This is a genomic window from Periweissella beninensis (genome assembly GCF_016908275.1).
Taxonomy (GTDB): Bacteria; Bacillota; Bacilli; order Lactobacillales; family Lactobacillaceae; genus Periweissella; species Periweissella beninensis.
This window is the reverse complement of sequence record NZ_JAFBDN010000003.1, coordinates 77247-90312: the sequence shown is the minus strand read 5'-3', so window position 1 is coordinate 90312 and position 13066 is coordinate 77247. Positions and strand designations below refer to the sequence as shown.

General features: G+C 36.1%; 13 protein-coding genes, 2 tRNA genes and 1 pseudogene. All 16 read right to left on the bottom strand.

Annotated features, from left to right (window positions below; all coding sequences use genetic code 11):
* Nucleotides 1-1029: an Eco57I restriction-modification methylase domain-containing protein gene (locus tag JOC59_RS02010; RefSeq protein ID WP_205143126.1), complete on the bottom strand. Its 1029-nt coding sequence runs from the start codon at nucleotides 1027-1029 to the stop codon at nucleotides 1-3.
* Nucleotides 1013-1750 (bottom strand): methylase, encoded by a 738-nt coding sequence (locus JOC59_RS02005; RefSeq protein ID WP_239516985.1) that lies wholly within the window; start codon nucleotides 1748-1750, stop codon nucleotides 1013-1015. The genes JOC59_RS02010 and JOC59_RS02005 overlap by 17 nt, the downstream gene beginning before the upstream one ends.
* A 37-nt stretch (nucleotides 1751-1787) precedes the next feature.
* Nucleotides 1788-1989, bottom strand: a pseudogene (locus JOC59_RS02000) (helix-turn-helix domain-containing protein).
* A 9-nt stretch (nucleotides 1990-1998) separates the two neighbouring features.
* Nucleotides 1999-2433: a P-loop NTPase family protein gene (locus JOC59_RS01995; RefSeq protein WP_205143125.1), complete on the bottom strand. Its 435-nt coding sequence runs from the start codon at nucleotides 2431-2433 to the stop codon at nucleotides 1999-2001.
* Nucleotides 2434-2747: 314 nt separating this feature from the next.
* Nucleotides 2748-4121 (bottom strand): 23S rRNA (uracil(1939)-C(5))-methyltransferase RlmD, encoded by a 1374-nt coding sequence (gene rlmD / locus JOC59_RS01990; protein WP_205143124.1) that lies wholly within the window; start codon nucleotides 4119-4121, stop codon nucleotides 2748-2750.
* A 26-nt stretch (nucleotides 4122-4147) separates the two neighbouring features.
* Nucleotides 4148-5143 carry a diacylglycerol kinase gene (locus JOC59_RS01985; protein ID WP_205143123.1) on the bottom strand — a complete coding sequence of 332 codons (996 nt, stop codon included), beginning with the start codon at nucleotides 5141-5143 and terminating at the stop codon, nucleotides 4148-4150.
* Between the two features lie 221 nt (nucleotides 5144-5364).
* Nucleotides 5365-6792, bottom strand: coding sequence for an Asp-tRNA(Asn)/Glu-tRNA(Gln) amidotransferase subunit GatB (gatB, locus tag JOC59_RS01980; protein ID WP_205143122.1), 1428 nt, complete (start codon nucleotides 6790-6792; stop codon nucleotides 5365-5367).
* Nucleotides 6792-8255: an Asp-tRNA(Asn)/Glu-tRNA(Gln) amidotransferase subunit GatA gene (gatA, locus tag JOC59_RS01975; RefSeq protein ID WP_205143121.1), complete on the bottom strand. Its 1464-nt coding sequence runs from the start codon at nucleotides 8253-8255 to the stop codon at nucleotides 6792-6794. The genes gatB and gatA overlap by 1 nt, the downstream gene beginning before the upstream one ends.
* Nucleotides 8256-8259: 4 nt before the next feature.
* Complete coding sequence (gene gatC / locus JOC59_RS01970) at nucleotides 8260-8571, bottom strand: Asp-tRNA(Asn)/Glu-tRNA(Gln) amidotransferase subunit GatC (protein WP_205143120.1); 312 nt, start codon at nucleotides 8569-8571, stop codon at nucleotides 8260-8262.
* Between the two features lie 171 nt (nucleotides 8572-8742).
* The gene (locus JOC59_RS01965; RefSeq protein WP_205143119.1) at nucleotides 8743-9018 is read right to left on the bottom strand and encodes an HU family DNA-binding protein; all 276 of its coding nucleotides are present in this window, start codon (nucleotides 9016-9018) and stop codon (nucleotides 8743-8745) included.
* 212 nt (nucleotides 9019-9230) lie between these two features.
* Nucleotides 9231-9407 (bottom strand): hypothetical protein, encoded by a 177-nt coding sequence (locus JOC59_RS01960; protein ID WP_205143118.1) that lies wholly within the window; start codon nucleotides 9405-9407, stop codon nucleotides 9231-9233.
* A 350-nt stretch (nucleotides 9408-9757) separates the two neighbouring features.
* Nucleotides 9758-9830 (bottom strand) — tRNA-Gln (locus JOC59_RS01955).
* 53 nt (nucleotides 9831-9883) lie between these two features.
* The gene (locus JOC59_RS01950) at nucleotides 9884-10300 is read right to left on the bottom strand and encodes a GtrA family protein (RefSeq protein WP_205143117.1); all 417 of its coding nucleotides are present in this window, start codon (nucleotides 10298-10300) and stop codon (nucleotides 9884-9886) included.
* Nucleotides 10301-10326: 26 nt separating this feature from the next.
* A tRNA-Arg gene (locus JOC59_RS01945) sits at nucleotides 10327-10399 on the bottom strand.
* Between the two features lie 70 nt (nucleotides 10400-10469).
* On the bottom strand, nucleotides 10470-11822 hold the full coding sequence (locus JOC59_RS01940; protein ID WP_205143116.1) for a DEAD/DEAH box helicase: 1353 nt from the start codon (nucleotides 11820-11822) through the stop codon (nucleotides 10470-10472).
* Nucleotides 11823-11841: 19 nt separating this feature from the next.
* Nucleotides 11842-12846 (bottom strand): Gfo/Idh/MocA family protein, encoded by a 1005-nt coding sequence (locus JOC59_RS01935; protein WP_205143115.1) that lies wholly within the window; start codon nucleotides 12844-12846, stop codon nucleotides 11842-11844.
* Nucleotides 12847-13066 lie beyond the last annotated feature (220 nt).

Sequence of the window (13066 nt, the reverse complement as noted above, 5' to 3'; positions counted from 1 at the left end):
TTAGCCCATCTCCTTTACATGTGTTTCAATGAAGTCAATCTCCTCCGGAGAAAGGTTGTACTTCTTGTATAGTTGTTGATCGATTTCTGGGATGGATTTAGTCCAGTCAATATCGGAGTTTGCGGTGAAATCTTGGAGAGGGACATATTTCCATTTTCCTGGATTATTATCTTGCGTAACCTTTAGTACTCCTAACATAACTCTGGCAAACTTACTTTTTACATACTTCAGGGCGGCATTTGCCTCAAACTTGGTTTTAAAAGATCCAACACCTATAAATGTTCTTGTGTAGCCGATGAGCGGCGTGCCGATGAGCGGCGTGCTCACTGCTTCTCCCAAAGTCCCACTACCGTTTGACTTTGGGAGAAGCACTTTATAGTCGTATAGATTTGCTTTATCAATATCTATATATGATTTATCTACAAATTTGTAAACACGCTTATTTTTAATAACCCCCAATATTTTCAAGTCATCAGAACTCTTTTTCTCATTGGTGAAAATATCCAAATTAAAGATATTGCTCTCTAGCCTCTTATCTGTTCTTTTCAACTCAGGATAATGAGCATTCAACTTATCAAGATTGAATTTATTTTGAGAGAAAATTATGTCCGTTAATGAGCCATTTTTCTTAATACTAGGCATCGCCTTTTTTAGAATTGAATTCAACTCAGAAAATATAGTAAACGTTCCTATTTCTCCAAAATCTTGATTTCTATCAAAAATAGTTACTGCTACTCCACCCTTAATATCTGTGTTTTGAAAGACTTTACTGCTATCTGTTTCATAATATAGAACCTTAACATTTTTATTAGATAGCATTTTTCTATTCCAGGCTTTAGGTGTGGCACCCGCATTAAACAGAAAGCGTCCTGGAGTTATCAGTTCGACAGTATCCCCTATTTTATATGCTTCATCCATAAAATAATTATAAATAGGTTTGTCACTAGAACTCGTACCTCCCGCTTCTTCCTGATACGGCGGATTTCCAATCACCACATCAAACTTGAATTTCTTATCTTCTCCGCTCATTCTTCCGTTCCTCCTTGTAAACTTTCAACACATCACACATTTCGTATTCTTTTTTGATTTCTGTATCTAACTCACCAAACAAACTAAGTTGTCCTTCCGTAGCTCCCATATCATTAATATCACTATTGTTAAATAACGACTTGTAGGTAAAAACTTCACGTTGAACCTTTCCATCACTTGGCCACCAATGGCTAAACTCAATCAGCTGGCCCTCGTTTGTAGTGTACTCAAGCGTATTTCCTTGGACTATATTAGTTGCAATCACAAACTTAGCTGCCTTATAGAATTCCGTCTTGACGCTCAGGTGCTTTTGCAGCTTTGCTTGGTAGTGATTAATCACCACTTCTAGCATTGCATCCCTAGCTTTAAGAAGGTTGTCTTGCAAAAGTTCAATACCATAAATACTCATCAACGCCCAGATTGCCTGCTTTGGCCAGTTAGCCTTACTAACCTGCTGATCAAGATAAGTTAACCGCTGATGCAAAATCTCGACCAAGAACGCCCCTTCCCCCGCGCTGGGTTCCAGAAAGGTCGCGTGAATATCTTTAATTTTCTCTTGAATCGCCGGTTCGGATAGCATTTTTTGCACCATCCATTTGGGGGTAAAGACCTCACCATGATTTTGGACTCGTTCTTTTGATTTAATCAGTTCAGCCGATTCGATTGTTTCTTGTAATTCAAATGGTTTTGCTGCTACCGTGAATTCTTGCTCATCAAACAATGAGATTTCATTTTCTTCTGCTATGAGAATTCACCCCTTACTTTCTTTCTACTTCACAAATATCACTGATATCGCAATCAAGTGCGATACAGATTTTCAATAATACCTCAGTCGTAATATTGACATTGCGACCTAATTTAGCAATTGAAGCAGCACTAACACCACTGGCTTCTTGCAGTTTTTTTCTTCATGCCACGGTCAATTAATAGCTTCCATAACTTGTTATAGCTAATTTGCATTTGAACCTCCTAGATTTCCTTTAAAAATCCTTCTTCATTTTCGTAGCTAATCACATTGATATCTTCGTGTTTAAAATCTATATCACTTGGTAAATGATCCGGATTTTCAACAACAATCGTCTGGTAACTCTTGCATCTATCCATGAAAAGCTCAAAGATGCCATGTCTCATGCTTTCATCAGGATTATCAGTATACTTCTCTGATAGCCCTTCAAGTGGCGTATCGATAATTAAAAACTCCGGCTTATATAGAGCATTCTTATTTATATATTCGCTCAAGGCCATAACTGTAACAGAATTCAAATATGATCTGAAACCTTTACCATGACTAACCTTTTTCTTATTACCGTTAATCATAATATCAAATGAAGTTTGACCAAAAGTTGCGACATGATGTTCAGGGTAGTTTCCCTTCTCTAACAGACAATTTAAAATATCGCTCATATCACTCTGCCCCTTTAGTAATAAGTTGATAGGCAATTATACATCTAACTGTAGGAAACTGTCACTTCCTTTGTGGAAATTGATCAACTCAATCTGCGGGAACATATCAACACTAACTGCGGGAATTGGTCGCCCCGAAATTAAGCCAATTTTGCAGGTAGTCTGTGGAAACTGATCACCACTAAGGACAAAGCCTATTAAATCAACGTTTCTGATTGAGCAACAAAAAAGTGTATCTATCTGTGGGAACTGGTCACAAAAAGATACACATTTTTTGATTTTATAAATGCCTTAACAGCGCTGTTTCTGGCACCCTACTTTTGGCGCTCAAGGACCGTTACGCTCTCAACATGCGTTGTTTGTGGGAATTGATCAACCGGTTGGATAGCTCCATCAATTTGGTAGCCAGTGTTAATAAATTCATCTAAATCGCGAACTAAAGTTGCTGGGTTACAACTTACGTACACAATTTTCTTTGGTTTCATAATCCCTACTGCTTCAATTAATTCAGGTGTTAGGCCCTTACGTGGTGGATCAAGGAAGATTACATCTGGCTTTAAGCCTTCTGCTGCCCATTTGATCATTTGTTCTTCAGCCTTACCTAAAACAAATTTAGCATTCTTAATACCATTGATGTCAGCATTACGCTTAGCATCATCAACTGCCCCAGGGACGATTTCAACCCCATATACTTGGGCCACATGCTTAGCGATTGTAAGTGAAATTGTTCCGATACCTGAATAAGCATCAATAACCGTTTCAGTACCTGTCAATTCAGCCTTTTCTGCCGCCAATGTGTACAACTTTTCAGTTGTTTGTGGATTAACTTGGTAGAAAGAATTTGGGCCAATTGCAAACTTCAAACCCAGTAAATTATCAAAGATAACTTTGTTACCCCACAATAAATTATTCTTTTCACCCATAATAACATTGGTTTTATCAGGATTTACATTTTGCATAATTGAAGTTACTTCTGGCAAGGCTTGGCGAATTTCATCAACAAGCACTTCTTGCATTGGTAACTTCTTAGACTTAGTTACAATAACAATCATCATTTCATGTGAGTAGTAACCACGACGTACCATTACAGTTCTAACCACACCACGGTGATTTACTTCATCATAAGCTGATAAGTGATATTTACGTAATAAATCACGCACAATTAATACAGCTTCATCAATTTTTGGATCTTGAATAAAGTAATCTTCAATTGGCACTAAGTTATGTGAATTGCGCCGATAAAAACCTGTTTCAATTTGACCTTTAATTTCACGGACTGGAATTTGGGCTTTATTTCGGTAGCCAAATGGATTTTCCATACCAAGCGTTGCTGCAACTTCAGCTTCAATGTGTTGCTTTTTAAGTAACTCTTGAATTTGCTTTTGCTTAAACGTTAATTGCGCTGGATATTTCAAATTAGCTAATGGGGCAATTCCTGTAGTTACAAGCGCGTTATCAATATCGTGGTTACGATCTTCTGATTCTTGTAATACCTTCACTACTCGTCCAAAAGCATATGAACTAGCAACTTTAGTAATACCAACTACTACGCGTTCACCTGGAATTGAATTAGCAACAAACACTGGAAAATCGCCTAATTTAGCAACGCCCATTCCTTGATAAGTTAAATCAATAATATCCGCTTCGAACTGATCATTCTTTTTTACTGGTGCAATTTTTTTACTCATTAAAATTTCCTTTATATCTATGACAACTATTTATCAATATTTTCTGACTCGGCAATAAATTTTTCTTCATATTCCCGAATTTTCTTTTCTTGATGGCTTGTTAGGGCATCATCTGGAATATCATCAACATTAGCAACAACTTCAATATGTTGCTTTAAATTAATAAATTCCATTGGTGCATCCCCACCATACTCACCATCCAGATTAATCATGAGACGTCCATCAGTTAATGGTTTAGCAATAACCTTTTTAGTCTTCTTGTAAATAACCCGTGGATCATCAACATGCTTACCACCATTTAAAATTTCAGCACCAATTTGTAACAAGTCAGCAATGCCAGCTGCTTTTACAATTAATAAGGTAAATTTTCCATCATCTAGCCGTGCATCAGGGACAATTTGTTCAAAGCCCCCAACTGAATTAGTTAATGCTAGAAAAAACATCGACGCCTTTCCTTCATATTTACCACCATCATACTCAATGCTCATATCAATTGGGCGAATTTGCGGAATTAATTCCGCCCCCTTTGCCAAATAGGCAAAGTACCCATACAGTGTTTTTAGTTTTGATGGTACTGAATAAGTTAATTCTGTAAGCAAGCCCCCCGCAGCAATATTAGCAAAATAAGTATTTCCTGCTTTACCAATATCCATTTTGATAGTCTTGTGCTTTAAAATAACTTCAGCAGCTTCGAGTGGATCTTCTCGTGGAATACGAAGAGCTCGCGCGTAATCATTTGTAGTCCCCGCCGGAATAATTGCTAATTTAGGGCGCCTTTTTAAGGGCGCTAAACCATTCACAACCTCGTTAATTGTCCCATCACCACCTGCGGCAACAATTAAATCAAAGCCAGCTAACGCGGCTCGTTTAGCTTCATTTTGTGCCGAATTTAACTCTGGTGTTGTGGCAAATGCACTTGTTTCATAGCCCGCTTTTTCATAAACTTGTAAAATATCAACTAATTCTCTTTTAACTAGTTCACGGCCTGCTGTTGGATTATAAATAATTCGCGCCCGTTTCATTTCAGTATACCTCGATTGTCCAATATTATTTCTAATTATGTATCAAAAGGCTAGGAGATACCCTAGCCCTTTGAAGCGTACTTAGTATTAAGCATGCTAGCGACTCAATTACTGTAATATTAGTCTTTTCTACCAAGCAACAGTGACAAGAGCTAGCTTTAAAAGCCTAACATCTTTGTACTATATCTACTATGTTTAAAGTCCAAGTAATATCATATCAATTATCGTGCATTTAAGCTAGTCATCAATAGCTGATTTACAACTATTGGGTTTGCTTGGCCTTTGGTTTGTTTCATAATTGCACCTATTAAGAAGCCTACTGCTCGATCTTTACCATTTTTAAAATCTTCAATCGATTGTGGATTATTATCCAAAATTTCATTAATAATTGGTTGCAAGACAGCAGGATCAGATAATTGTTTTAAGCCATTGGCTTCAACATAAGCAACAGGTTCTTGACCTTCCATAATTGCTTTAAATACTTTTTTAGCTTGTTTAGTTGAAATAGTACCATCTTCAATTAATTTAATCATCCCAGCTAAGTGGGCTGGTGTTAATTTTGTTTCCAATAACTCAAGCTTTTTATCATTCATGTATGCATTAACATCACCCATTAAATAGTTAGCGGTCCGCTTAGCATCCGCCCCTTCTTTAACAGTTGCATCAAAGAAGTCCGACATTTCTAACGTTTGGGTAATAACTTTCGCATCATATTCTTCGATTCCTAGTTCATTAACATATCGCTTACGACGTGCGGGCGCACCTTCGGGTAACGTTGCTTGAACTTCCTTAACCCATTCATCTGAAATGACTAATGGTGCTAAATCAGGTTCTGGGAAATAGCGATAATCCTCCGCGCCTTCTTTTACACGCATTAAAATGGTCGTCCCCGTTGCTTCATCATAACGCCGCGTTTCTTGTTGAATTGCACCACCTGCCATTAATACTTGAACCTGTCGTTTTGCTTCAAACTCAAGTCCTTTACGCACATAATTAAATGAGTTTAAGTTTTTTAATTCAGTTTTGACACCAAATTCTTTTTGACCAATTGGGCGTACTGATAAGTTAGCATCTACCCGCATTGAACCTTCTTCCATTTTCACATCTGAAATACCTGTAAATTGAATTGTTTGGCGTAAGGCTTCCAAATAAGCATACGCTTCATCAGGCGATGTAATATCTGCTTCGGAAACAATTTCAATCAATGGGGTTCCTTGCCGATTTAAATCAACATACGAATAGCCATTAGGATTATGCGTGTTTTTACCAGCATCTTCTTCCACGTGTAATTCGCGAATTCCAATCCGTTTGGTTTGTCCATCAACCTCGATTTCTAGATAACCATTTTGACCAATTGGTTGTTGATTTTCAGTAATTTGATATGCTTTAGGATTATCTGGATAAAAGTAGTTTTTCCGATCCCAATGTGTACTTGGTGCCACTGTTGCATGTAAAGCTAACGCTGCGCGCATCCCAAATTCAATGGCTCCTTTATTAGCTTGTGGTAAAACCCCAGGATACCCCCAATCAATTACATTCGTATTTGCATTTGGTGCAGCCCCATACTCGACTGGAGATGGTGAAAAGGCTTTAGAATTTGTCTTCATTTCTACGTGAACTTCAAGTCCAATCGTTGTTTCAAAATTCATTATTTTTGGCCTCCCACTTGTGGTATTTGTTTAAATAATTGTGTTGCTTGCTCAAAGGCATAAGCTGCTTTATAAATAGATGCTTCATCAAAATGTTTAGCAATCAAATGCATCCCGACTGGTAAGCCTTCTGAGAAACCAGCATTAATTGACATTCCTGGTAAACCAGCAAAGTTTACGGGAATAGTTAAGACATCATTCATATACATTTCAGCTGGATCTTCAACTTTGGCACCTAGGTTAAAGGCAACTGTTGGTGTAGTAGGTCCCATAATTAAATCATATTTTTCAAACACACGTTGAAAATCTTGAACAATCAGCGTTCTTACTTGGGCAGCTTTTTTGAAAAAGGCATCGTACGAACCAGCTGATAAAGAAAAAGTTCCTAACATAATCCGTCGTTTAACTTCATCACCAAAACCTTCTGTTCGTGATTTAACGTATAAATCGTTTAAATTTTTAGCATCTTTAGCTCGATAGCCATAACGAATACCATCAAATCTTTGTAAGTTTGATGATGCTTCAGAAGAAGCAATAATATAATATGCAGCAACCCCATATTTTGAGTGCGGTAAACTTACTTCTTCAACCGTAGCTCCCATTGCCTCGAATTGCTTAGCAGCATTCAAAATGGTTTCTTTAACTTCTTTTGAAATCCCTTCACCAAGATATTCTTTTGGTAGCGCAATCTTCATCCCTTTAATATCACCGGTTAAATTTGCTGTATAATCGGGAACTTCACGCTGTGATGAAGTTTGATCACGTTGATCATGGCCCGCAATGATATTTAAAACAGCTGCGTTATCGCGAACAGTCCGTGTAAATTGACCAATTTGATCCAATGATGAGCCAAACGCAATTAACCCCCATCGTGATACACGCCCATAGGTTGGCTTTAAGCCGACAATTCCATTAAAAGCAGCTGGCTGCCGAATTGAGCCACCTGTATCAGTTCCCAAAGCAGCTAGAACCTCTCCTGAAGCGACAGCTGATGCTGATCCCCCTGAAGACCCCCCTGGAACCTTCGTGTAGTCCCAAGCATTTTTAGTTGCATTAAAGTAAGATGTTTCAGTCGTTGAACCCATGGCAAATTCATCCATGTTAGTTTTACCAATCATGATGGCATCTTGACCATAAAGTTTTTCGGTAGCAGTGGCATCAAAGACTGGTTTAAAATTACTCAACATCTTTGAACCAGCAGTTGTTAAAATATCTTTAGTGAGAATATTATCCTTTATTGCAATGGGAATACCACTAAATAAATTAGTAGCATCAATACCTTTGTCATCAACCGCTTTTGCTTGTGCCAATGCTGCATCATCATTTACAGTAATAAAAGCGTTAACATTTGTTTCTGTTTTTTTGATATTAGCTAGCGTTGCTTGGGTAAGTTCAACAGAACTAATCTCTTTATTAACTAACTGGTCATGTAACTGGGTTAAATCAGTTTCAAAGTAATTCATAAATTTACGCTTCCTCACTTTCATCAATAATTGCTGGAACTTTAATCAAACCATTCTCTGCTTCTGGTGCATTAGCTAATAATTCACTACCTTGATGAGTATTATTAGCTGTATCCGTTCTTAAAACATTTACATTTTCAGTAACCGTAAAAGTTGCTGGTACATCAGTCGTATCAACTTCATTAAGTGTTTCAACTAAGTTCAAAATATCGTCTAACTGCGTTGTGAAATGTTCCAATTTCTGTTCTTCAAACGTCAGCATTGCAAGTTGTGCAACGTGTTTGACATCATCTTGTGTCAATTCTGTTTCTGCCATAATGCCCCACCTATTCTTAATTATTTTACATTGCTTAATTTTATCACAGTTATTTGAAAGATAGGCAGCTATCAGAATAAATAACCAATTTTTACCAGCTTTTTTACTTATTTAGACAAAAAAGACTAATTCTTATCGAATCAGTCTTTTTTAGCTTATCCTTTATTGAGGTTACTTAACAGCGTCCTTCAATGCTTTACCAGGTTTAAATGCTGGCACAACAGATGCTGGAATTTCAATTTCGGCACCAGTTTGTGGATTACGACCCTTACGAGCAGCACGTTCACGTACTTCAAAGTTACCAAAGCCAATTAATTGTACTTTTTCACCCTTTGCCAATAAGTCTTGAATTGAACTGAAAACAGCTTCAACAGCTGCTGAAGAATCCTTTTTCGTCAAACCAGTTGATAATGCGACTTGGTCAATTAAATCTTGTTTGTTAGCCATGTAAAGACTCCTTAATAAAATTGATTTATTTATACTGAACTATCAGTATATAAAATGTTAGCACAAACGTTGATATTATGCCACTTTTACCCCACATTATTCTAATTTTTTTTAAATTAGCCCCTTAAATGTGAAAATACCAATCGTTAACATTCTTTTTTATTTAAATTCAAATATCGTTTTTGGTAATTTTATGAATTTATTAATAATTATTATTTATTGAAAACATACTTAACAGTTACTTCATAAGTTTCATCTGCTAATTTTCTTTGTCGAATTGCCCCTTGTCCGTACAAAGATGCATGGTTTAGTTCCAACCATTCATCCATTTCAACAACCAATTCTTCCAAATATTTACCATTAAAAATTTTAACACCTGTATCAACCATTTTTTGCCCCCCTATTTACAATACATTTAACCATTTACAATTTCCTCAACTCATTAATTAGTATAAAAAATATTTAAGTAAGCTATAAGTCATCATACTAATTGAAAGTTAAGCGAATATAAAAATTAAATTACAACTTTTTTTGGATTCAACTCTTAAAGTTTCGTTATATACAATCAACGCATACCATAATTTTACCGCAATTTCACTTTTTTTAAAATATAAATGACTTATACTATAATTATTTTTCCTCAACAACAAAAAACTTGTGGCAAAAGTTCTATTTCACCACAAGTTCTTAAAAATAAATATACTTCAACACAGCATTAAACAATATCCTTTTATACTAATTGCGCATACTGGATTCGAACCAGTGCATTATGGATTCAGAGTCCACTGCCTTACCACCTTGGCGAATGCGCAATAACAACACTAATTATTCTAGCGCGCTCTCTAGCAAGTTGCAAGCCTTATTATCATTTTTTTTCACGAAAAATTAATACTTTACTAAGGACATAATTAATTAGCACTACAATTATATTGTCAATAATTTTCCAACCAATTGCATTTCCATGTAAAAGTCCTACACCAACTTGCATGATTCCCAAATCTAAGATGAATGTAAGCCCTCTAAAAAAGAAAAAAGAACAGGTTTCTAAAAATATCGCTTTAAACCCACGAGCTTTAGATCCAAAAACCCATACTCGGTTAGTTAGATAAGCAAATAAAACAGATAGTACCCAGGCAATAGCTGTAGCAAGGCTTAGGTTCACCAGCCACATATCATACATGATGGCAAAGGAACCCACATTAATAACTGTTGTTAATCCACCAAAAATCAGATATAAAAGTTGTGATTGATATTGATTAACGTATAATTTTACTTTTTGCATTGCTATTTCCTCTCACTATATATTAATGGCCCTACCCAGACTCGAACTGGGAGCATCCGCTTAGGAGGCAGGTGTTTTATCCAGTTAAACTATAAGGCCCTAAATAGCTTAGTCATAACTAACCTATTTATTTTACCATAAACTATTTTTAAAAAACATCTAAGTTTCGTTAAACTTTGTCTTTTGAACGGCGCATTCCCTTATTTTTAACGTTTCCCTTCCGTTTACGTGCTTTTTTTTGATTAGCTATTTTTTGCTTTCGGGTCAATGGTTGTGCTGTTTTAGCATCAACCGTAGCTACTTGTTTTTTGCTATTATTTTCACTAATTTTTGCTTTTTGTTCCAAGTTAGTATGTGCTGCGTGATCAGTGTGTGCTCCGCGTTGCGTATTTTTGTTGGTAATTGTTGTAGCAGTTGTTTTAACTGGTGTATTAACAATTTTATTGTTTGCAAAAAACACTTTCTCTAACTGATATGCTGTTCCTAAGTGTTTTTTTAAATTTCTAAAATCATGCTCATTCCCAAAATTAATAACTAAGCCATCTTTTCCCATTCGGCCAGTTCGCCCAACCCGATGCGTATATACTAACTTTTCACTTGGCAATTCAAAATTTATAACTGCTGGTAAATCAGGAATATCCAATCCGCGAGCAGCAACATCAGTTGTTAAAAGAAATTGAATTTCCCCTTTTCTAAACATTCTTAATGCTTTCGCCCGATCTAAACCACGTTGTTTACCACCTAGAGCGGCAGCTGGAACATGTGCATGGCGCAAACTACTGTTTAAAAAATTCAAAGTGTCGGTTTGGTTTACAAAAACCAATGCTTTAAAATCCTTTATATGACTAAAATTTTGCAGCATTTTCACCTTTTGCTTATTTGCTAGTTGCATATTACCATGTAAAACATGCCCTTGAGTGGTATCAATCGCCCTTACATCAATTGTTTTAATGGATTGGCCAAATAATTCGTCCAAATTTTCCAAGGTGGCAGTAGTAGTTGCTGAAAAAAGTGCCAATTGGACATCATTACTGGTTTGAAATTCAATATCTTTAATATCTTTTAACGTTTCATCGGTTAATAATTCATCAGCTTCATCAATCACTAAACTTTGGATTAAATGTAATTTTAACTTACGTTCATTAACTAAATTTAAAACTCTTCCCGGCGTACCAATTATAATTTCTGGATTAGTTTTTAATTTTTCAATTTGGCGTTTAACATTCGCCCCTCCAGTAATTGCCGTAACCGTTAATTGCAACAGTTGTGCCCATTCCCGGACAACTTCAGTAGTCTGCATCGCCAATTCTTGTGAAGGTGAAAGAATTAGTAACTGCGTCCCTTCGCCAGGCATTATTTTACTAAGTAATGGCAAAGTAAACGCAATGGTTTTCCCCGAGCCCGTTGGTGCTAACCCTACAACTGATTCACCTTGTGTTAAGGGCTGCCAAACCGCTTCTTGAATCGGTGTTAATGTTTGATAACCAATTTTTTCAAAATGCTCACGCAACTTTGGTAACATAATTTTTCTCTCTTTTTCTTTATTTGTCTGCTAATTCATTGGGGAACACTAAATTGGCTGATTTACGCAAAGCATCCAAGACACTATTAACTTGCTTACTAAGTGTTAATAATGCTTCATAACGACTAGCCTGTTTATTTGGATTATTTAAAATACTAGCAAATTCAGCCACCTCAGCACTCATTGGATTACTAGGTGCTTTACTACTAATCATATACGCATGTTTAGGATCAGTATGGTAAATTGCACTGGTTAATTCAGCAATATTGTCAATAACAATACTATCCTTCAAACCATAAATTTCAGATGCTAAATAAGAATTTGAATTTTTTCCAAAAATTAAAGTAACATCAAAATTTTGGTATCTTAAAATTGCCGTTCCACGTCCATCAGCACCATTCGCTAACTTAGAGGCAAAATACATGACATCTTGTGGCATTCCAAACCATGTAATTGCCGAGTACACTGGATAAACCCCTAGGTCTTCCAAGGCCCCACCAGCAAATTCTGGATTTAAAACATTTGGATTCTCACCAGCCAAGTATGCATCAAAGCGTGACGAATACTTATTATACACGAAAGTTGCCCCTTGAATCACTTTCATTTTTTCTATTTGTGCTTGAATCGCTTTAAAATTAACCTGATGGATGTGTCTAGCAGCTTCAAATAATTTTACATGAGGATGTTTAGCCAATGTTTCCTCAATTATTTTGAATTCATACGGGGTAATTACCGCTGGTTTTTCCACAATAACATTTTTTTCATTCTCAATTGCCATAATAATTTGTTTAAAGTGCAAACCATTTGGTGATGCTATATAAACTAAATCAATATTACTAGTCATGAGTTCTTCTAAGTTATCAAAAACTTGGGCCTTTTGCTGGTTTTTTACATTAAAATGCTGAGCCTTCTGTAAATCTCTTGAGTAAATAGCTGCCAACTGATAGTTTTTATCAGCTATAATCGCTTCGATAAATTGTTGCGTAATCCAACTCGTACCAATGGTACCAACTTGTATTGTCATCTTAATTCTCCTTTATTAAATCAATCTTTAACACGTAAAACCTTCATCATTAATTGTACCAAAATATCATCTAGACCTACCTATTATGGTGATAATTCTTAAATTTTAGTATGATATCCTAGTTGGCCTCGCTTATCATCCATCCTTAATGGATATTACCATATTTACGTTGTTAGTTGATTATATTAACCACCAATCCATTAAATCAATTATAAAAAAA

Bases quoted from the DNA above. Each gene is read 5' to 3' on its own strand.
- gatB (WP_205143122.1), bottom strand. From the start codon at position 6,792: ATGAATTTTGAAACAACGATTGGACTTGAAGTTCACGTAGAAATGAAG.
- rlmD (WP_205143124.1), bottom strand. From the start codon at position 4,121: ATGAGTAAAAAAATTGCACCAGTAAAAAAGAATGATCAGTTCGAAGCG.
- JOC59_RS01985 (WP_205143123.1), bottom strand. From the start codon at position 5,143: ATGAAACGGGCGCGAATTATTTATAATCCAACAGCAGGCCGTGAACTA.
- JOC59_RS01995 (WP_205143125.1), bottom strand. From the start codon at position 2,433: ATGAGCGATATTTTAAATTGTCTGTTAGAGAAGGGAAACTACCCTGAA.
- gatC (WP_205143120.1), bottom strand. From the start codon at position 8,571: ATGGCAGAAACAGAATTGACACAAGATGATGTCAAACACGTTGCACAA.
- JOC59_RS02010 (WP_205143126.1), bottom strand. From the start codon at position 1,029: ATGAGCGGAGAAGATAAGAAATTCAAGTTTGATGTGGTGATTGGAAAT.
- JOC59_RS01950 (WP_205143117.1), bottom strand. From the start codon at position 10,300: ATGCAAAAAGTAAAATTATACGTTAATCAATATCAATCACAACTTTTA.
- gatA (WP_205143121.1), bottom strand. From the start codon at position 8,255: ATGAATTACTTTGAAACTGATTTAACCCAGTTACATGACCAGTTAGTT.
- JOC59_RS01965 (WP_205143119.1), bottom strand. From the start codon at position 9,018: ATGGCTAACAAACAAGATTTAATTGACCAAGTCGCATTATCAACTGGT.
- JOC59_RS01960 (WP_205143118.1), bottom strand. From the start codon at position 9,407: ATGGTTGATACAGGTGTTAAAATTTTTAATGGTAAATATTTGGAAGAA.
- JOC59_RS01935 (WP_205143115.1), bottom strand. From the start codon at position 12,846: ATGACAATACAAGTTGGTACCATTGGTACGAGTTGGATTACGCAACAA.
- JOC59_RS01940 (WP_205143116.1), bottom strand. From the start codon at position 11,822: ATGTTACCAAAGTTGCGTGAGCATTTTGAAAAAATTGGTTATCAAACA.